This window comes from Streptosporangium sp. NPDC000509 (genome assembly GCF_042898365.1).
Classification (GTDB): domain Bacteria; phylum Actinomycetota; class Actinomycetes; order Streptosporangiales; family Streptosporangiaceae; genus Streptosporangium.
In genome coordinates this window covers 256118-275328 of record NZ_JBIAYX010000005.1, presented here as the reverse complement: position 1 = coordinate 275328, position 19211 = coordinate 256118, and the positions used below count along the sequence as shown (strand labels likewise).

Genomic DNA, 19211 nt, shown 5'->3' with positions numbered 1-19211 from the left:
CCTATATCAATGTCATAGCAAGCCAAGGATCGACGTTGCTGTCAGCGTTGCTGTCACCAGGCATCAAAAAGCCCCGGGCCTTGATTGGCTCGGGGCGTTTGTGCTGCTCAGTTGCTGTGGTCAGGGGCGGGGTCGAACCGCCGACCTTCCGCTTTTCAGGCGGACGCTCGTACCGACTGAGCTACCTGACCTCGGTGGTGGATCGAACACCTACCAGAGCGGTCCTGACGGGACTTGAACCCGCGACCTCCACCTTGACAGGGTGGCGAGCACTCCAAACTGCTCTACAGGACCTTGCTTCCGGGGCTTTTGTCCCGGTCGTTCTTGCCTCGCTTAGCTTACCAGTTTTCCGGAGGTCTTCGACCTGCCGTTTCCCTGGCGAGCCTTGGCTCGGCCGTGCCCCCAACGGGATTCGAACCCGTGTCGCCGCCTTGAAAGGGCGGTGTCCTAGGCCACTAGACGATGGGGGCTCAAGACTCTCGTCTCGTTCCGTTGCCGTCTTCCGTTGGAGACCTCTGAAGCATAGGGGACTTTTGCCCTGTTGCCAAAGCGGTTTGCGACCTACGGCGACGGTGTGACGGTGACGGACCCCGTTGGAGACGGGGCGGTCGTCGGCACAGGAGAAATTGTACGGCCAGGGTCGGTCTCAACGTGACGCTGGATCTGAACCGACTGCTCGCCCAGCCCGCCCAGGGTGATGTCGTCCCAGGCCCGCAGGCGGTTCGTGTGGGCGTCGAAGTACAGAACGGAGGCCTCGACGGGGGTCGGCTCGTCGTGTTCGAGGGCCCGCAGGCCGGCTCCGCCGGTGGATCCCTGGACCAGGACGCGGGTGCCGGAGGGCAGCAGCTCGGTGGATCGCGCGTGGGAGTGGCCGGCGAGGACCATCGGGGCCGCTCCGGAGAGCCCCTTGGCGATCGTCGGGTCGTGGACGGCGACAAGATCGACCTGCTTGGGCAGCTTCGCCAGTTCGGCGGCGTGCGATCGGCCGAGGGCGTCGAGCGATTCGAGGTTCGAGTCGACGGGGACGGATTTGTCCGGGGTGAACCGGGGGTCGCCGATGCCGTAGATGCGCAGCCCCGCCACGGTCTTGGTCTCGCCGTCGAGGACGACCGCGCCCTTCTGTTTGGCCACGGCCCGCTGGGTGGCCATGGAGTCGTGGTTGCCCCTGACGAAGACGTACGGAACCCCGAAGGTGCTGATCTCCTCGGTGAACCTGTCCTCGGGGCCCGTGCCGTGATCGGTCAGGTCGCCGGTGTCGATGATCGCGTCGATCTTGAACTGGGCGGTGATGGAGCGGATGAGGTTCCAGGCGATGGGGCTGAGATGGATGTCGGAGACGTGCAGCACCCGGATCGAGGTGGGGTCGGCGTCGTAGACCGGCAGGGCGGAGACGGTGTCGTAGAGCTGGGAGACGTTGTTGACGAGCTTGGCGAGCTGGACCCGGTAGGACTCGAACCTGGTCACGATCGACTCGGCGTCGCCGACGAGGGACGGCGCGCCGGCGAGCAGGCCGGTGTACTTGGGCTCCACCACCGAGTCGGGCCTGAAGGTGAGGGCGACGGCGGCTCCCGTACCGGCGATCGCGACGGTGATGCCCAGCAGGCCCGCCAGGGCCGGTCCCGGCCTGCGGAAGACGATCAGGGACGTCACCAGGGCGCCCACCAGGCCGCTGAGCGCGGCGCGCAGGACCAGCGTCCTGACTCCGGCACTCAACTCCTCCTCCAGCAGCGCTGGGAGGCGGTCGGCGGAGAAGCGCGGGTCGTCCAGGAATCCGCGGGCCCGCTCGGGGTTGATGTTCTGCAGGGTCACGCGGAGGCCGACGGGGGCGTCGTGGGTGTCGAACAGAAGTGTGCCGAAGGGGTGTGCGTCGACGACGGTCTCCCCGGTCCACGAGGGCTCCGCCGACATGCCGAGCTCCACCGGGCCGACGTTGGCCCGTACGGCACCGCCCAGCATGACGCCGAGCCACGCACCGGCCAGGGCGACGGCGGCGACGGCCACGCCGCGGGCGATTCGCCCGGTGACGAGACCGGTGACGAAACGGCGGGCTCCCTGGGTCCAATCAGCGAATTTCATGCGCCTCCACCTCTACCCGGGATCACGGGGCAGAATGACGAGTGTGATCGAGATCTCGCGGGAGAAGTTTGAGGAGCTAGTGGCCGAAGCCCTGGACACCATTCCCCCCGAGCTGACGAAAGTCATGGACAACGTGGTGCTCGTCGTCGTGGACGACCCCCCTGAACCGAATCTTCTGGGCCTCTACACGGGTATTCCGCTCACCGAGCGGGGCGACTGGTACGCAGGAGTGTTACCCGACCGGATCGAGATCTACCGCAACCCGATCTGCTCGATCTGCGAGACCGAGGACCAGGTCATCGAAGAGGTTCAGATAACCGTCGTTCATGAGATCGCCCACCATTTCGGCATCGACGATGACCGGTTGCACGAGCTGGGCTGGTAAGTAGCCCGCACTGCACGTCAAAGGCCTTCTTTCCGGAATGTCACGGCTTATCATCACAGTTTGCATGCGCTTAATCGCTTTCGGTTGCGCAGCGGCCTCGCAGCAGGCACCGTAGGTTACACAGTGAACACCCACAGTCAGTGTGCCTGCGAGCTCAGCGGAGTCCTATGGCGGCGACAAAGTCCGGCCGACCACCCGGGCGGCACCGCCGTCCGGCGGAACGCCAAGCGACCTACGGCGAGGTCATCGCCATCAGGGAGTTCCGTGCGCTCTGGCTGGGCCAAGGACTTTCCCTCCTCGGTGACCAGCTCTCACGGGTGGCACTGTCCATTCTCGTCTTCGAACGGACGGACTCGCCCCTCGCGACGGCCTCGGTCTACGCCCTGACCTACCTGCCGCCGATCATCGGCGGGCCGCTTCTCGCGGGCCTCGCCGACCGCTACGCCCGCCGGGGCATCATGATCGCCTGCGACCTGCTCCGGGCCCTCCTCGTCGCGCTCATGGCGGTGCCCGGCGTCTCGTTCGCCACGCTCTGCGTGCTGGTCTTCTGTGTGGTGCTGCTCAGCGCGCCGTTCTCCGCGGCGCGGGCGGCCCTGCTGCCGGAGCTGCTCAAGGGCGATCGCTACGTGGCGGGCTCTGCCCTGCAGAACATGACAAACCAGGGCGCGCAGATGCTCGGCTTCGCCGTCGGCGGCTTCCTGATCATGGGAATGGGTCCGTACCGCGCGCTGGCTCTGGACGCGTCGACCTTCCTCGCCTCCGCGCTCATCATCGTCTCCGGGGTACGGCGGCGCCCCGCGCCCCTCCCCGCCGACGAGAACCGGCCCTCGATGTGGACGATGACCCGCGCCGGCGCCAGGCTGGTCTTCGGCGACCCCCGGCTGCGTACGCTGGTGCTCTTCGCCTGGCTCTGTGGCTTCTACGTGCTGCCCGAGGGGATCGCCGCCCCGTACGCCGCGGAGCTGACCGGAAATCCCCAGCAGCTCTCGCTGGTCACCGGTCTGCTGATGGGCGCCATGCCCACCGGCACCGTCGTCGGCGCGTTCCTTTTCAGCCGCTACGTCAGCCCATCGAACCGGTTGCGATCGATGGGCCGGATGGCGATGCTCACCTGCGCGCCGCTGATCCTGTGCGCCGCGCAGCCACCGCTTCCTGTGGTGCTGCTGTTGTGGTTCGTCTCGGGCCTGGGTGGGGCCTACCAGCTCGCGGCCAACGCCGCGTTCGTGCAGTGTGTCCCCTCCGAGCGGCGGGGACAGGCCTTCGGCCTGGTCCAGTCCGGCCTGCTCGCCTCCCAGGGCGTCGGCATCCTGATCGGCGGAGCCGCCGCCGACCACCTCGGCCCCGAGCTGGTGGTCGCGCTGGCCGGCGCGGCCGGGCTCGCCGTGGCGGCCGCGCTGGCCGTGTTCTGGAGAGGTTCCCGTAAAGAGATCATCGAGAGGGTTCGCGCGGAGGCGACCTCCTGACTCACACCTGGGGACGGGTGTCGTCCTGCCGGTGCTCCGTGCCGTACGGGGCCTGAGGGGGCGTGCTGTACGGGGCCTGGGGAGCGGCGGGCGGGAAGGGGGCCTGGTGGGTGGGGTACTCCGAACCCGGCTGGTGCGGCGCGCGGTGCTGGTTGGTGGCCTTGGCCCAGCCCTGCTCGGCCTTGGTCTTGGCGTCCACCCAGATCGGGTTGTCCTTGTTCTTGTCGATCACGTCCTGCAGGAGCGACCTGTCCTTCCTCTCGTCGGGCAGGAGCACCCAGCCGATCGCGTAGACCGCGATACCGAGGCCACCGAAGAAGGTGGCGATCGCGAGGGCCGCACGGATGATGTTGGGGTCCACTCCGATGTAGCGCCCGAGACCGGAGGCCACACCCGCGATGATGCGCCCGTCCTTGGTCCTCTGGAGCTTCTTGACGCCGGTGAAGTCGTTTTCGTTCATATCCACAGACTGCCCGAGAGTGAGCTTTCCTCACATCGGGATTCCCCCTGGCACGACCCTGACTCTCACCCCTCCCGAGGCCGGTCACGACCCTGACCTCCGTCCCACCGGCACCGGTAATACCCTGGCAGGGCCGAAGAGAGAGGGAAATCCCATGGACGATCTCCTGCGCATCGACGACGCGCTCGCCGAGGAGCAGCGCCTCATCCGCGACACCGTACGAGAGTTCGTCGCGGACCGGGTCCTCCCCCACGTCGGCGACTGGTTCGAGGAGGCCGTCTTCCCCGCCCGCGAGCTCGCCCCGGCCCTCGGCTCGCTCGGCGTGCTGGGCATGCACCTGGAGGGGTACGGCTGCGCGGGCCTCGACGCCGTCTCGTACGGCGTGGCCTGTCGTGAGCTGGAGGCGGGAGACTCCGGGCTGCGGTCGTTCGTGTCCGTGCAGGGCTCGCTCGCGATGTTCCCGATCTGGAAGTACGGCTCCGACGAGCAGAAGGACGAGTGGCTCCCCCGGATGGCCGCGGGCGAGGCGATCGGCTGCTTCGGCCTGACCGAGCCCGACCAGGGCTCCGACCCCGCCGGCATGCGCACCCACGCCAAGCAGGACCCCTCGGGCGACTGGATACTCAACGGCTCCAAGATGTGGATCACCAACGGCTCCGTCGCCGACGTCGCCGTGGTCTGGGCACGGACCGAGGACGGCGTCCGCGGTTTCGTGGTGCCCACGGACACCCCGGGGTTCAGCGCCCCGGAGATCCACAGGAAGATGTCCCTGCGGGCCTCGGTGACCTCGTCGCTCTACTTCGACGACGTACGCCTGCCCGCCTCCGCCGTACTGCCCGGGGTGCGTGGCCTGAAGGGCCCGCTGTCATGCCTGTCCGAGGCGCGTTTCGGCATCGTGTGGGGCGTGGTGGGCGCCGCCCGCGCCTGCCTGGAGTCGGCCGTCGACTACTCCACCTCCCGCGTCCAGTTCGGCAGGCCCATCGGTGGTTTCCAGCTGACCCAGGAGAAACTCGCCTGGATGTACGTCGGTGTGGGGCAGTCGCAGCTCACCGCCCTCCACCTGGGCCGCCTCAAGGACGAGGGCGCCCTCACCCCGCACCAGGTCAGCTTCGGCAAGCTCGCCAACGTCCGCGCCGCCCTGGACATCGCCCGCCAGGCGCGCTCCATCCTGGGTGGCAACGGCATCACGCTGGAGTATCCGGTGATTCGGCACATGAACAACCTGGAGAGCGTGCTGACGTACGAGGGAACCCAGGAAATTCACACCCTCGTGCTCGGCGAGGCCCTGACCGGCATCCCCGCCTACCGCTGACCATCTCCGGGATCCATCGGTTTCCCGGACTCACCTTTCCGGACTCATCGACGGCTTTCTGAGCTCACCGGCGACGCGGAGGCCGCTGGGGAAGCCCGGAGGGCCGCCATTCGGGGGCCTGGGCCGCCCTGCTGAGCTCCTCCTCCCAGGAGACGCCCGTACGCAGGTAGTGACGGAGCAGTTCGGCCCCGGCGCGGGCATCGGCCAGCGCGGCGTGGGCCCCGAGCAGCGGGATTCCGGCGCGCTCGCAGCACGCGGCGAGCGTCCACCTGCCCTCGGGGATGAAGGCGGGCGCCAGCCGCTGCGTACACAGGGTCTCGGTCACCCACTCACTGCCGGGAAGGCTCCGCAGGAAGCGCAGGTCGAAGGAGGCGTTGTGCGCCACCAGGACCCGGCCGGCGATCCGCCGCCAGATCTCGTCCAGCAACTCCTCGATCACCGGCGCGCCCTGGACCATCGCGTTGGTGATGCCGTGGACGTGGACGGCCCCGGTGCCGCGCCGGGGGTCGACCAGCGAGTGCCACTCGTCGACGATCTCGCCCCGGGTGTCCAGCGAGACGAGCGCGATCTCGCAGATCCGGTCCCCCCTCGACGGCGAGAAACCGGTGGTCTCGACATCGACCACGACATACCCTGGGCGCGTGGAGACCTGGGAGGCGAAGGCGGGCTCAAGCCCCGAGCTCGTCATGCCTGCCACTCTAGGAGCCGATCCCGCCCCTCACCGGGTGTTCCGCAAACCGATGACCATGAATAGGCCTGGCGACGGACGTTAGTGGACACTATCCTCGGTACGCTGTCACCTGCGGGGCGTTAGCTCAATGGTTAGAGCTGCGGACTTTTAATCCGTAGGTTCTGGGTTCGAGTCCCAGGCGCCCTACCACTCGCGAGCAGGAACGTAGGCTCTGACCTGGGCCTACGTCCCTAGCGATCTTTCTCCGCCCATGCAGCCGGATGCAGTCGAATGCAGCCGTCTGCCAGGAGTCCCGGAATATACGCGGAATGGGACCACCGCTGTTTCCCCAGGTCAGCCCGAGAGTCCCGGAAGCTCGCGGAACGATTCCGGGACCATGGGAGCCGACACGACGAAGGACCCCGAGGGTTACCCGGAGTCCTTCGTGTCCTGCTGTTGAGAATGTCACGTCGTGAGCACTTCCAAGATCCGCTTGTTGGCCACCTCGTGTTGGCCGTCGATGCACTTGGCGTAAACCTTGAGCAGCACATCCACCCCGTGCCCCGCCCGCTCCGCCACCTCCGGCGCGTGAACCCCCGCGTTCAGCCACAGCGAGACCGCCGCATGCCGCAGGTCGTACGGTCTGCGCGCGAGCGGTGAGGCGACCTGGTCAGGCGTGAAGGCGTACGACCGGGCCTGCTTCCAGACCATCGAGACCGTGGAGCCGGGGAAGCTCTGGCCGGTACGGGTCCGAAACAGCCGGCCATCCTCGGCGACGCCGTACCGCTCGATGTGCTCACGCAGGATGGCCACCAGCTCCGGGGGGATCGGCACCGTCCGCGTGGCTTTCTCGTCGCGGTGCTTGAGCCCTCGTTCGTCGTTGGACTCCCCCGAGTCGGTGTAACGCTTGTTGCTCTCCGGCCGAGTCTTCTCCAAAGTGAGCGTGCCCCATCCGGTCTCCGGAAGCTCACAGTTCGCCTTGCGCAGACCGGCCGCCTCAGCCGGGCGAAGACCGGCGAAGTACATGCAGGCGAACATGGCCGCCATCATCTGGCCACGGGTGCGACCCGCGTAGGTCACCGCGATCAACAGCTGACGAGCCTGCTCAGGATTGACCACCGACCGACGATCGATCTCGCCACCGGTTTTGACCTTGCGGAACTTGACCTTGTGGATCGGATTTGCCGAAAGCTCCCCGAGTTCTACGGCGTACTCCAACACGTGATGGAACACCGCCCGCTTGCGCCGGTAGGTCAAGCGGCGGCGCGCCGCGCCGCCGTACCCGGCCCTCTGCCGCACGCCGCCCGGGCGTGCGGCGTGGGCGCCGGTCCCGGCCGGCGGCGACCCGAGCCGTCCACCGACCCACGCACCCGCCGTACCCAACCCACTCGCCGTCCCGGCGTCACGCCACCGCGCAAAGCCAGCCACACCGCCGTCAGCTGATCTACTCCGTTCGCCCTGGGGCTTCTCGGTTACACCGCTCCCTGCAGCACAGATCAGTCGTCATCCAGCACCTCAACAAAGTAGGACCCCAAGGAACCGGTCAGGTTCCGCGGTTTCCTCCGCCACCACCAACCCTCCTTGAGAGCAATCCGGTGGTATCGAGAGATCGCCCTGCCCCCGTCGTCAACGGTCGCCGCGCGAAAACGCTCGTCGAGCGGATGGATCTCCGAGTGCCAGATCACCCGTACCGGGTGCGTCAACATCGGCCGCGCCTCAGCCAGCCAGTCCCGACAATAAAGATCGTTGGTGTACTCATCCACCATGTCGTCGTATCCACTCTCGACCTTGGCGACGAGCCATGCCCACTGCTCAGCCATCTCGGACACGGTGAAGACCTTGCGCCACCCCTTCGCATGCAGCACCTCACCCGCATGAACCATCGACGCATAGTCCTCTGCCGATAGTCCTCTCTCATCGACCATGTAGAGATCATTCCTGATCGAAGTCAAAGTCTTCTACCTTCCAACCAAATGCCTCCGGCGGGGGTACTTCGGCTCCGGGATGATCGACGTCGCATCACAAAGGCCATAAGTGGTTAAGGTGAAGCCGGATCTTCCCGTCTGCCACGTCCCAGGCAAGCCCAACATCTCGACTCCTCCGGATCAAGGCCGTCTGTGACCGTTGGCGTCCAATGGCCGAGGAACGCCTACCAGTTGACGTACACGCGAAGACGGCCTTGCTCCTCCGTCCCCGAGCTGTTGCCCCTCCGGGGTGGGACGAGGCAGACGGGAAGATCCGGCGGGAGAGGCGTGTGCGTTCGCACGGGGCTCTCAAGCCGTGCCCGTTGCGTGCCCGTCAGCAGAGGGAGCAAGGGGAACTCACGGGGAATCACGGGAAACCGAAGCACTCCCCCGCAGGTCAGCGCTTCCCCAGCTCAGAGGCCGAGTGCGTTAGAGACTTCCCAAGCTGACAGCGCGGGTTCGATTCCCGTCACCCGCTCCATAGCTAAGGCCGATCACAGCACGTCAGGGGTGACTGGAAAGACGTAGTCCACGCCCGGCATGTCATCAAGAGCACTTTTCAGCGTCTCGGCTGCGCTGGGAGCATCAGTCTTGACATAGAGGGCCTCCTGATCGACCGGACCTGGAATGAAACCGCACAGGCGGTCAGGGCAGTAGGAGGCGCTGATCTTCGTCGCGAAGGCACTATCCTCGTAATAGATCTTGTCGGCATCCACTGCCCGCCGAATTTTCTCGACAATAACCTCTATATCCTTCTTCCCCGCCGCACGAGCTCCTTCCCTTCCAAGCTGGAGAACGGGGGAACTCGGGCCAGTCAACATGACCCGCACGTCCGCCTTGCCCGCCCAGAAATTAACGGGCAACCGCACCAGACCCACGGAAACCGGCGACTTCGCTACCTCCTTCGCGATCTTCGGAATGTCACTCACATCACGAGCGGTTCCCACAAAATGCGCCTGGACGCCGCAGACATTGCGCGTCATCAGCGGCTCTCCCTCCATCTGCACCTTGCTGTAGGCCGTGAGGTTCTCGATCTCCGGCAAGGTGCGAAGGAACTTCTCGACAACTGGCTGGGTCTCCGGCGTTAGCCCTTCCGCCGAGCACTGCAGAACCATGAACCCACGCTGCTCAGGCCAGGGGCCGTCCGGTGGGGGAAGGACACTTTGCGAGCGCATCCCGGAGAACCAGACAGCACCTGCTCCACCGATGGTGAGAAGCACGGCCATGGCCACTACGACTGTCCGCATCCGTGAACGCGGCTCGGATACACCCGCACGAGGGATCACTTCAACTGCTGGTTCGTCGTTCGACAGGGACACGTCGATGACCATCCCGTACAGCCGGTTCGTGCGTCAAGATCAGGGCTTGTGACATACCTGCCCCTGGCGGAGCAACACAAAAGATGCCTTCCCCGTACCGAGCAGCCATGATCAACGTGCCAGATCCGTACCAGAACAGGCGGGGAACCACGGTCACTCACGGGGACCCGCCCCACTCTGACCTGCACCCCTGTTTTCCCAGCTCAGGGCAGCAAGATCAGTAGATGATTCCCAAGCTGATGGCGTCAACTCACCGGACGTGGCAGCTTCGGATAGTACAGGACCTCCACGTACATGATCCGTCCCTCAACGACGTCAAGGACCAGATAACCCCTCGGCGAAAGCAACGACACGCATCTGTGTCCGAAACCGTACGCTCCGTCCGGCCGCTCGGCCGTATAGAAGCTCTGGCAGAAGTCATCATCACATCCGCACTCCTCGTAGAACCGAATGTCCTGGGCGGAGACGGCAAGGTCCTCCTCCCCTTCTTCTCCCAGACACGCGATGAGATCCGTGACGAGATCGGGGAACAACTCACGTACGAGCGGCCGTTCGATCCTGCTCATGTCACACAGTCTCCCAGCCCCCTCTTCGGAAGCGCCATCAAGATCCGGACTATGCACGGATTTCCTTCCCCCGGGCAAGAGGGAGACGGCATCCGAAACACCAGGCCAGAGCGTTGCGAATGCCGATAAGAGCCGTCCACTTTTAATCCGTAGGTTCTGGGTTCGAGTCCCAGGCGCCCTACCCCAATGAACTGGGCAGACTTCCCATTTTCCATGATCGGGAAGCCTGCCCAGTTGCATTTCCAGTTGCAGTTACGACCAGCTCGTTGCCGTCAGCCGTCCCACAGTGCCCGCCCCATCCGGCCCGCCGCCTCGATCGCCAGCGTCTCCGTGATGTGGGTGTACCGCTTGGTCGTGGTCAGCTGGGAATGGCCGAGGACCGCCTGAATCACTCGAATGTCCACCCCTTGTTCAAGCAGGAGTGTCGCGGCCGTATGACGCGCGTCGCGAACGCGGGCGTCCTTGTCGATCTCAGCGAGTCGCAGGACTTCCTCCCAGTCGTCCCAGTCGTCCCCGGCATCGATCGGGTTTCCGTCCGGCGTGCACCACACGAGATCCCAGTCTTGCCACCTGTCCCCCGCCGCTTCCCGTTCGAGCCTCTGAGCCTCCCTGTGGAGCTTGAGGAGAACGATCAGAGGAGGAGGCAGAGCGATGGACCGTTTGCCCTTGCCCTTTGGCTTGGTGAACGTCCGCCCCCGGCACGGTTCGGGCAGGCAAGAGTGGGGTGCCCCGATCTTCCCGGACACGGACCCAAGCAGGGGGCGCTCGATGAAAAACAGAACGTGGAGCCTCTTGAGGAAGACCGTGTCGACGTGGAACAGATCGCATGCCCAGATGCCCTTGGCCCGCGCCTTCACGGTGCCGGCACAGCAACGTCACATTCCGGCTCGTGACCGGCCCACCGGAGAACAGCCGGGCCGCCGCCGAAATCGAACGTTCGGCCCCCAATCTGGCCCATGCGCCGCTGCTCCGGCCGGCACCCACCCGGCCTGGCGGCCGCTCCTATCATGGAAACGAGGAGGCGAAAGACATCGAGGCCCTTGTCGTACCCCCGCGTAGGGACCGTCTGGGAAGGAGATCGACATGTCAGTGCGGTTGAACCACACTATCGTGGCAGCCCGTGACCGCGAGGAGACCGCCGCGTTTCTGGTGGAGATCCTCGGTCTGCCGCCCGCGACGGCCTTCGGGCCGTTCCTCGTCGTCGATCTCGGCAACGAAGTGTCTCTCGACGTCGCCGGGGCCGACGGTCCCGTGCATCCCCAGCACTATGCCTTCCTGGTCACCGAGGAGGAGTTCGACCAGATCTGGGACCGGATCAAGGGTCGCGGACTCACCTTCTGGGCCGACCCGTTCCACCAGCGGCCGGGTCAGATCAACACCAACGACGGCGGTCGCGGCCTGTACTGGTCCGACCCCAACGGCCACAACCTGGAGATCATCACTCGCCCGTATGGAGGGTGAGCGCGGAATCTGAGAGATTGGGTCCGACATAGATCCTCACGACTTTTAATCCGTGGGTTCAGGGTTCAAATCCCTGGTGCCCCACCACTTATGACCTGATTTGACCAGTGGTTTTGGGCCGGTTTGGGGCCTCGGCGGCGAGGCGAGATCGGCCGTGGTTGCTCGCCGGTTGCTCATTGGTACGTCCCCCGCGCAGCGGGAACATCGCCGCGGGCCCTCACACAAAGCCGGACGCACATGACGGCCACAGAACAACCCTCGAGAGCGACCCGGCGGGGCTCTCTCCTCCCCGAACAGCCCGACTAAGGGTCAAGCCCTGGCCAAAGACGGTCGGCAGAGGCGATCTCAGCGGTACGGAACCGCACCGGCGCGGAACGCGATGATGACCGCATGCACCCGGTCGCGAGCTCCGATCTTCGCGAACACCCGCCCTACGTAGTTCTTCACAGTCGACTCCGCGAGATGCAGGCGCGTGGCGATCTCCGCGTTCGTGGCGCCCTCGCCGATTGCCACGAGGATCTCGCGTTCCCGGTCCGTCAAGGCCGTGACCGCGGCGAGCGCCGATGACCGATCCTCGTTGTCGCGCCACGACAGGGGTGTCGCGGCGAGCCGGTCGAGCAGACGCCGAGTGGCGCTCGGTGCTATCACCGCATCTCCAGCGGCGATGGCCCGGATCGCAGAAAGGATCTCCGTCGGCTCCGCGTCCTTGGTCAGGAACCCGCTCGCGCCCGCCTCCAGCCCCGCGATCACGTACTCGTCGACGTCGAACGTCGTGAGGAGAAGGACTCTGGTCTCGCGTAGGCCGGCAATGATCTGCCGGGTGGCCTCGATGCCGTCTGTCCCGGGCATCCGCACGTCCATGATGACCAGGTCCGGGCGCAGCCGCTCCGTCTGACGGATCGCATCGTCGCCGTCCACAGCCTCGCCGACGACGTCGAGGTCGTCCTGGCCTGCGAGGAACATTCGCATGCCCATGCGCTGAAGGGGTTGATCGTCGACAAGCAGCACTGAGACAGGCACTGTCGCTGCCTTGACCTCGTTCATCCGAGACCCTCCGGTCGCTCGTGAGGGATCCATGCCCGAACGCGCCACCCGCACACCGTTCCGTCTGCCTCGAACCACCCTCCGAAGGCCTCCGTCCGCTCGCGCATCCCGATAAGGCCGTACCCGGGTTCCGCAGCAGGTGCTGAGCGGGCGTGTTCACCGGGGCCGCCGTCATCCGCCACCGTTACGAAGGTCGCCTCGCTGTCCGAAGCGACCGTCACGGTCACGGAGGCGCCCGGCCCGGCGTGTTTCAGGGCGTTCGTCAGCGCCTCTTGAACGATGCGGTAGATGGCGAGTCGACGGCCGGCGGAGAGCGATGAGAGCTCCCCGCTGCTTTCGAAGGAGATCCGCAGACCGGCGAATCGGACGCTGTCGACGAGCGCGGCGAATTGCCGCCAGTTGGGTTGTGGCGGGGGCGCAGCCTCGAGACGTTCGTCGGGAGCGCGCAGGAGTCGCAGGACGTCCGCCACTTCTCTCATCGAAGTGCGGCTGACTGCGCCGATCTCGGCGAACACCCGTGCGGCATCACCCGGTGACGAGCGCACCGCGATCGATCCGCCGTTGGCCAGCGAGGTGATCACTGAGAGGTTGTGACCGATGATGTCGTGCATCTCGCGGGCGATCCGCGCGCGCTCGTCGTTCACGGCTGCGCGCATGGCTTCCTCGCGCCGCCGGATGATCGTCTCGCTGGTAATGCGGACCTGCGATCCCGCCAGCAGTGCCGCGAGACTCATCGCGGCGACGGGCAGGAAGGATGACCACCGCTCCGTCAGTGCGGCCTCCGGGGTCCCGGCGGGGGCGAGGAACGCAGCCAACGCTGTGACGGCCGCGAGCGGTGCGCCGACGATGAAGGCCCCAGGTCGTCGGCGCCCTACTGCGAAGAGCAGTATCCACGCGGCCAGGAAAGTCCACGGCGCCGGCAGGCGGCCGGCCGTGGCCAGGGCGGCCAAGGTCGTGATCCCGCCGACCGCGACCACGAGGGCGGTGAGCGGACAGCACCGCCGGAACGCCACGGCACCGTTCACCAGAACGACGAACGGGACCGTGAGCGGATCGAGGGCCGGGGACGCGCTGACCGAGGCCGCTGCGGAGACCAGCGCGAGCGCGACGTCCCCGCACCACGGATGACGCCCGTCGAAGGCCTTCGCCTGGATGAGGAATCGCTTCACGGACGCCGACCTCGTTCCGTTTCGTCACGCATCACGCCTCTTCAACCGCCACCAGGCGGCGGCGCCGAGCACGGCCAACCACAAGATCAGAACGACGATCGCCACTCCGAGGCGGTAGGGCTCCGTCGCCAGTCCACCGGAACGCATCACGTTGATCGCTGCCAGCGGCATGAAGTCCTTGATGCCGGAGAACGGCTCCGGAAGAAGTGCGGGCAGGATCTGCGGCCCCATCTGAAACACGCCGAAGTACAGGCAGATCGCGCCGGCGGCGTTACGGATGAGCCAGCCGAGAAGCACGCCGAACAACGCACCGTACGGGAGCATGAGCGTGCCCCCGAGGACTCCCCAGAACATGTTCGGAGCGAAGAGCGACATGCCCACCGCCGAGGGAACCGTGCGCGCCGCCTGCAGCAAGAGATAGAGCAGAACCGATGCGACGGCCGCAAGAGCGGCGACGATGCCGGTGATGACGGCCGCCTTCGCCAGCATCACGCCGGTGCGACGAGGGTTGACGGTGAGGCTCGTCCGGATCGACCCGCTGGAGTATTCGGTGCTCACGCTGAGCACTCCGAGCACCACCAGCACGAGCATTCCGACTGGATAGATCGCCGTCCAGCCGAACGGGATGTCGGCAGCCTGGCCGCGGCCCAGCGTCCGGCCGTCGAGGATCATGTAGCCGCAAAGGGCCATGATCAGACCGAACCCGGCCGCGAGGGTGATCCAGAGCGAGCGCACGGACCACAGCTTCCGCCACTCCGACCGGAGGAGCCCTCCGGCCGTGATTCGCACCGATCCGGGATCGTACGACGCGTCGTCGCCGGTGAGGTGAGCGGGGATGGTTTCGAGGTTCACGAGGCGACCTCTCGGTGGGTGGAGTACTCGACGGCGTTGCGGGTGATGTGCATGAAAGCCTCCTCAAGGGATGCGCGTTCCTCGACGAGCGCGAAGAGCGTCGCTCCTTCGGCGGCCGCGACTGTGCCGACCTCCCGCGCGGTCCGCCCGCGGACGAGGAGCGTGTCACGATCGGTCTGCCGGATCGATACGTTCTCGCCGCGCAGGGCGTCGGCAAGGCTGAGGGCGTCGGGCGAGACGACGCGCGTGGCCTGGGGTGCAACCGAGTCGATGACGTCGTCTATCGAGCCGGACGCGAGCAGCCTGCCCTGCCCGATGACGACAAGATCCTGAGCGACCAGGGACAGCTCGCTCATCAGGTGGGATGAGAGGAAGACGGTCCTTCCCTCGTCTGCGAGTCGCACAAGCAGGTGTCTCAGCCAGAGCACACCGTCGGGATCGAGACCGTTCACGGGCTCGTCGAGGACGAGCACGGCCGGATCACCGAGGAGCGCGGTCGCGATCCCCAGTCGCTGGCTCATCCCGAGCGAGAAGCCGCCGGCACGACGGCCGGCGACGATTCTGAGACCCACCATCTCGAGGACCTCGTCCACGCGAGCCCGGCCGATGCCGTGGGTCTCCCCGACCGCGAGCAGATGGTCGCGCGCACTCCGGCCGGGGTGGACCGATCGCGCATCGAGCATCACCCCGAGGTGCCGCATCGGGTCGCGGAGTTCCTGGTAGTGGCGGCCTCCGATCGTGATGCCGCCGCGGGTCGGGCGGTCGAGGCCCACCATCAGCCGCATCGTCGTCGATTTGCCGACAACTAGATTAGGACCCCTAAGGAGTTAAAGAACGAGGCAAGGGAAGGAAGATCAGATGAGCGACGCTTCCGAGAGGATCACCGGCGGTGGAGTCCGGATCTGGCCGCCCGACGACTCCGTTTCTGGACCGGTACCCGCCGCCCCGCAAGGAGTCGCAGCTACCTACCTGCGGATCTCCGATGACCGGGAAGGCCGGGAGTTGGGCGTCACCCGACAGGGAGAGGACACACTAGCCGCAGCGATTCGCGCCGAGGCGAGCGAGGTTCGCCGCTACTGCGACAACGACATCGGCGCGTCCACCAAGAGCCGTAAGCGTCGCCCGGACTTCGAGAAGCTGATCGAGGACGTCGAGGCGGGTGTGATCAGCACCGTTGTGTACTACACCAACGCGCGTCTGACGCGCCGCCCCGCCGAGTACGAGAAGATCATCTCTCTTGTGGAGCGCACCGGAGTACGGCTGATCTCCGTCATGTCCGGCGCCATCGATCTGACGACCGCCGACGGGCGCATGTTGGGCCGGATGCTGGCAGCAGCCGACGCCGCAGAAGCCGAGCGCATCAGTGAGCGAGTGACCCGAGCCCACCAGCAGCGCCGCGCCACCGGCCAGCACCACGGCGGAACGCACATGCTGGGGTATCTCAAGCCCGACCCGGAGCAGGGCATCGGCTATCTCACCCACGTGGACGAACGCGCCGTTCACTACTTCGACCAAGCTATGGACATGGCGCTAGCCGATCTGGGCTGGACCGCCATTATGGACTACTGGAACGCCGAAGGGTTCCACCGGTTGAACGGCACACCATGGATTACGCGCGATGAGGTGCAGTCCGTCCTGCTGTCACCGACCCGCGCGGGACTCAGCGTGCATCACGGTCAAATCGTGGGAGCGGGCACGTGGCCCGCCGTCATCGACGCCGGTAAGTGGGAAAAGCTGGTCAGCCGCTACTCGTCATCGCAGCGCCGGGGCAAGGCGTCGAGCCGTTACCGCTACTCCAACCCCGAGTTGGCCAAGCCCGGTCAGGGCAAGCGCAAGCACCCGAACTCTGGAGTCATCCGGTGCGGCCTGTGTGCCTCACGGTTGCGGGTCAAGCAGCCCGGAGGCACCCGCCAAGACATGTACGTGTGCGCGAAGGGCATCGGCGGGTGCGGCAAGATAGGCCGCAACAAGAAGTGGATAGACGATCTGATCAAAGAGTACGTTCTCACCCGGATCACCGAGGAGTACGACGCCGCGCCCGCCGAGTCCACCGCGCCCCAGCAGATCGAGCGGTTGCGCGCGGAGATCGACATCCGGGAAGAGCGCATCGGCAAGACGCGGGAGGCGGCCAAGTCGGGCTTGTGGAGCATCGAGGACGCCGGACAGGTCATGCGAGAGCTACGCGACGAGATCGACGAGCTTAAGCGTGAGATCGGTGGATATCTCGCCCAGGAGCAGCGCGACCAGACCAGCCAAGAAGACCTCATAGCGACATGGTTGGACGAGACGCCCGCCACCGTCGAGGCACGGACCGCGATCGTTCGCCGCTACGTCGATCAGGTGATCATCCACCCGTTGCCCCGTAAGGGACGGTGGTTGCCGGACAACTACCCCGCCGACTCGTTCACGATCATCGGTCGATAGGAGAGGGCAAGACCATGCACCGCAGCCCGTACGAGACATGGAGAGAGATCGAGTTCATGGATGAATTCATCATGCTCCCCGAGCACATCGCCCTCTTGCGCCGAGGTCACACATCATGGGTAGGTGACGACCGAGGCGGAGCCCCTGGCCTGTCGCACAAGCGGCCCTTTGGCAACAGCGACGTCTACGACGACATTGCCGAGATCGTGGACGGACGCATCACCGGGGAGCACAGCGACGCCGACAAAGCCCGCTATGACCGGCTGTTCGCCGAGTGCACGCTAGCCCTACAGATCGTGCTTCAAACCGGCCAGTTCGAGCCAGGCCACTACGTCCTACGCGGGCTTCCTTCCAGGTGGCAACGCGCCTAGCAGGCACGACAAAGCCCCGGACCCTCCCGCCTTAGGTTCTAGGGTCCGGGGCATCGCCGCCGTCTCAGGAAGCCAGCCGCCTAGCCTGCCTTACATGGCGCATCTGGCGTACCAGCACCGTCAACGCTTGGTTACGTTCCTGCCGATCTCCCGCAGATGCCGCCCGAGCATCCCGCCGAGCTTGTTCACGCACCGCCTCCAGAATCTCCGCCGCCGCGCCCCCGATGACTGCACGGGCGCCCATGGACCCGTGAAGCGACTCTCTCGTGTCGGTTCCGTCCCCCTGCCCATGATCACTTTGTGACCCCGCTGCTGTGTCCCCCTTGTCTCCATCCCGCCCACCCACCCAGGTCAAAAGCAGGCAAGGCGCTTCGCACGCCTACCTAGCGCGCATCACCTCTGACCCGCTCACCTATCCGGCGCAACTACCGCCCGCAGCCGCCGCCCTCAACGGAACGTCCGCTGTAGATACCCCCGCACATACACCCGCGTCCTACCGTCGTTGCCCGAGAGATAGACCTCCTTACCGCCGTTGTGCCGCGACTCCTTAATCGCCAGTTCCACAGCCTCCACATCAAACGTCTCGACCACATGCGACTCACCGCCCAAAGCCCCGACGACGTACCGATCCGCAGACTGGTCAGCGAAACGGGGCCTAAGAGCGTCGTATCGCTCCCCGCTCCCCGCTCTCCACACGCCACTTTGCGTCTTTCCGATGCTGAATCCACCGGTGGACGCCCACGAAGACGATCATGATGATGCAGGCCACCAGCACATGCGTATCGGTGACGCCACCCGCAGCAAGACGCATAGAGGCACCTCTCTCTCAGGGGTTGTCTTGGCCGTTACCGCCCCTAGATGCAATGAGCCCGCACCGCTGACTGCCACGACCCGCGATAAGCGACCTTGCTCTCTAACCGCCCGTTCTCCCACGTCCATACGGTGCTGATCCGCGCCCCCTGATCCTCATACACCGCCATAGCCCGAACCCCCGGCACCGCCGAGGCTTTCGCCCCCCACTCCTTCAATTGCGGCCAGTTCACCAGCCACTCCTGTACATCGCTCGAACCATCACGGTCCGGCGTGATCGAACCGGTTTTGATCGTTGTGACCACGTACGGTCTCACCGGCCACCGCACCCCCGACTCTGCCGCCCGCTCATGCACCACCCCCTCAGCTAGACGACTCGGCCGTATACGCTCTTTCTTCGCCTGTTCCCGTAACCTTTTCTCTTCCCTCTGCTTAATCCGCTCCAGTACTGCGCGCTCCTGCCCGCGCCACCCGAAGCCGTATTTCAGCCAATGCCTGACCGTTCCGATCATGGCGACCACGAACAAGACCCACAAGGCGGCCTCATACGCCGCTACGAACACCACTTACCTCCCTGACTACGAGTGCCGACCGCTCTAGCCGCTCTAACTGCGCCAATGGCGGTACAGACTAGAGTTCCGCTCCTCCCACACCCGCCGCGCCTGACGATCCGCCAACACCTCCCGCGCATCCTCCGCATCCTCATACGACAACCCGCGCGTTTTCCGCCACCTCCGATCCCGCCACCACTCCACCGACTCACGGACCAATTTGACGAGCACCATCAGCCCGAAGACCACGAAGATCGCCCACTGATACCAGTGGATTCCCGCTATGAACCCATCGAAGTCGAAACGCACCCGCT

19 protein-coding genes, 4 tRNA genes and 1 pseudogene are annotated in these 19211 nt (G+C 65.8%); 7 read left to right on the top strand and 17 right to left on the bottom strand.

Going from position 1 to position 19211, the window contains the following annotated elements; translation table 11 throughout:
• Positions 1-117: 117 nt before the first annotated feature.
• The 4 genes from ACFY3D_RS12030 to ACFY3D_RS12015 form a co-directional block, all read right to left on the bottom strand.
• Positions 118-191 (bottom strand) — tRNA-Phe (locus ACFY3D_RS12030).
• Between the two features lie 28 nt (positions 192-219).
• Positions 220-294, bottom strand: a tRNA-Asp gene (locus tag ACFY3D_RS12025).
• Positions 295-397: 103 nt separating this feature from the next.
• Positions 398-470 (bottom strand) — tRNA-Glu (locus tag ACFY3D_RS12020).
• Positions 471-561: 91 nt separating this feature from the next.
• Positions 562-2076 carry a metallophosphoesterase gene (locus ACFY3D_RS12015; protein WP_389978154.1) on the bottom strand — a complete coding sequence of 505 codons (1515 nt, stop codon included), beginning with the start codon at positions 2074-2076 and terminating at the stop codon, positions 562-564.
• Between the two features lie 34 nt (positions 2077-2110).
• On the opposite strand from ACFY3D_RS12015, the gene ACFY3D_RS12010 reads away from it, so the two are divergent.
• Together ACFY3D_RS12010 and ACFY3D_RS12005 are read left to right on the top strand one after the other, a co-directional pair.
• On the top strand, positions 2111-2461 hold the full coding sequence (locus ACFY3D_RS12010; RefSeq protein WP_389978151.1) for a metallopeptidase family protein: 351 nt from the start codon (positions 2111-2113) through the stop codon (positions 2459-2461).
• Positions 2462-2628: 167 nt separating this feature from the next.
• Positions 2629-3924, top strand: coding sequence for an MFS transporter (locus ACFY3D_RS12005; protein WP_389978148.1), 1296 nt, complete (start codon positions 2629-2631; stop codon positions 3922-3924).
• A 1-nt stretch (position 3925) separates the two neighbouring features.
• On the opposite strand, the gene ACFY3D_RS12000 is transcribed toward ACFY3D_RS12005, so the two are convergent.
• Entirely contained in the window at positions 3926-4384 is a 459-nt protein-coding gene (locus ACFY3D_RS12000) for a PspC domain-containing protein (RefSeq protein WP_389978145.1), read from the bottom strand.
• Positions 4385-4538: 154 nt separating this feature from the next.
• Between ACFY3D_RS12000 and ACFY3D_RS11995 the strand changes: the two genes are divergently transcribed.
• Entirely contained in the window at positions 4539-5696 is a 1158-nt protein-coding gene (locus tag ACFY3D_RS11995; RefSeq protein WP_389978142.1) for an acyl-CoA dehydrogenase family protein, read from the top strand.
• A 64-nt stretch (positions 5697-5760) separates the two neighbouring features.
• On the opposite strand, the gene ACFY3D_RS11990 is transcribed toward ACFY3D_RS11995, so the two are convergent.
• A complete protein-coding gene (locus ACFY3D_RS11990) occupies positions 5761-6384 on the bottom strand; it encodes a 3'-5' exonuclease (RefSeq protein WP_350941368.1) in 624 nt (207 codons plus the stop codon).
• Between the two features lie 116 nt (positions 6385-6500).
• On the opposite strand from ACFY3D_RS11990, the gene ACFY3D_RS11985 reads away from it, so the two are divergent.
• Positions 6501-6576, top strand: a tRNA-Lys gene (locus tag ACFY3D_RS11985).
• Positions 6577-6831: 255 nt separating this feature from the next.
• Here ACFY3D_RS11985 and ACFY3D_RS11980 read toward each other — a convergent pair.
• The 5 genes from ACFY3D_RS11980 to ACFY3D_RS11960 form a co-directional block, all read right to left on the bottom strand.
• Positions 6832-7665, bottom strand: coding sequence for a tyrosine-type recombinase/integrase (locus ACFY3D_RS11980; protein WP_389978139.1), 834 nt, complete (start codon positions 7663-7665; stop codon positions 6832-6834).
• 197 nt (positions 7666-7862) lie between these two features.
• On the bottom strand, positions 7863-8291 hold the full coding sequence (locus ACFY3D_RS11975) for a hypothetical protein (RefSeq protein ID WP_389978136.1): 429 nt from the start codon (positions 8289-8291) through the stop codon (positions 7863-7865).
• A gap of 533 nt (positions 8292-8824) precedes the next feature.
• The gene (locus ACFY3D_RS11970) at positions 8825-9661 is read right to left on the bottom strand and encodes a hypothetical protein (protein WP_389978133.1); all 837 of its coding nucleotides are present in this window, start codon (positions 9659-9661) and stop codon (positions 8825-8827) included.
• A 233-nt stretch (positions 9662-9894) separates the two neighbouring features.
• The gene (locus ACFY3D_RS11965) at positions 9895-10215 is read right to left on the bottom strand and encodes a hypothetical protein (RefSeq protein WP_389978130.1); all 321 of its coding nucleotides are present in this window, start codon (positions 10213-10215) and stop codon (positions 9895-9897) included.
• Between the two features lie 272 nt (positions 10216-10487).
• Positions 10488-11072 carry a tyrosine-type recombinase/integrase gene (locus ACFY3D_RS11960; protein ID WP_389978127.1) on the bottom strand — a complete coding sequence of 195 codons (585 nt, stop codon included), beginning with the start codon at positions 11070-11072 and terminating at the stop codon, positions 10488-10490.
• A 226-nt stretch (positions 11073-11298) separates the two neighbouring features.
• Between ACFY3D_RS11960 and ACFY3D_RS11955 the strand changes: the two genes are divergently transcribed.
• The gene (locus tag ACFY3D_RS11955; RefSeq protein ID WP_389978124.1) at positions 11299-11676 is read left to right on the top strand and encodes a VOC family protein; all 378 of its coding nucleotides are present in this window, start codon (positions 11299-11301) and stop codon (positions 11674-11676) included.
• Positions 11677-12021: 345 nt separating this feature from the next.
• Here the strand turns inward: ACFY3D_RS11955 and ACFY3D_RS11950 are convergent, their stop codons facing one another.
• The 4 genes and pseudogenes from ACFY3D_RS11950 to ACFY3D_RS11935 form a co-directional block, all read right to left on the bottom strand.
• Positions 12022-12720 (bottom strand): response regulator, encoded by a 699-nt coding sequence (locus ACFY3D_RS11950; protein ID WP_389978122.1) that lies wholly within the window; start codon positions 12718-12720, stop codon positions 12022-12024.
• Positions 12717-13889 (bottom strand): sensor histidine kinase, encoded by a 1173-nt coding sequence (locus ACFY3D_RS11945; protein ID WP_389978119.1) that lies wholly within the window; start codon positions 13887-13889, stop codon positions 12717-12719. The genes ACFY3D_RS11950 and ACFY3D_RS11945 overlap by 4 nt, the downstream gene beginning before the upstream one ends.
• Positions 13890-13913: 24 nt before the next feature.
• On the bottom strand, positions 13914-14678 hold the full coding sequence (locus tag ACFY3D_RS11940; protein ID WP_389978457.1) for an ABC transporter permease subunit: 765 nt from the start codon (positions 14676-14678) through the stop codon (positions 13914-13916).
• A 59-nt stretch (positions 14679-14737) separates the two neighbouring features.
• Positions 14738-15532 (bottom strand): annotated as a pseudogene (locus ACFY3D_RS11935) (ATP-binding cassette domain-containing protein); the annotation flags it as partial.
• A 67-nt stretch (positions 15533-15599) separates the two neighbouring features.
• On the opposite strand from ACFY3D_RS11935, the gene ACFY3D_RS11930 reads away from it, so the two are divergent.
• Both ACFY3D_RS11930 and ACFY3D_RS11925 read left to right on the top strand, forming a co-directional pair.
• Complete coding sequence (locus tag ACFY3D_RS11930) at positions 15600-17165, top strand: recombinase family protein (RefSeq protein ID WP_389978115.1); 1566 nt, start codon at positions 15600-15602, stop codon at positions 17163-17165.
• Positions 17166-17221: 56 nt separating this feature from the next.
• On the top strand, positions 17222-17536 hold the full coding sequence (locus tag ACFY3D_RS11925; RefSeq protein ID WP_389978112.1) for a hypothetical protein: 315 nt from the start codon (positions 17222-17224) through the stop codon (positions 17534-17536).
• 854 nt (positions 17537-18390) lie between these two features.
• Here ACFY3D_RS11925 and ACFY3D_RS11920 read toward each other — a convergent pair.
• Entirely contained in the window at positions 18391-18912 is a 522-nt protein-coding gene (locus ACFY3D_RS11920; protein ID WP_389978109.1) for a hypothetical protein, read from the bottom strand.
• 39 nt (positions 18913-18951) lie between these two features.
• The gene (locus ACFY3D_RS11915) at positions 18952-19206 is read right to left on the bottom strand and encodes a hypothetical protein (protein ID WP_389978106.1); all 255 of its coding nucleotides are present in this window, start codon (positions 19204-19206) and stop codon (positions 18952-18954) included.
• Between the last annotated feature and the right edge of the window lie 5 nt (positions 19207-19211).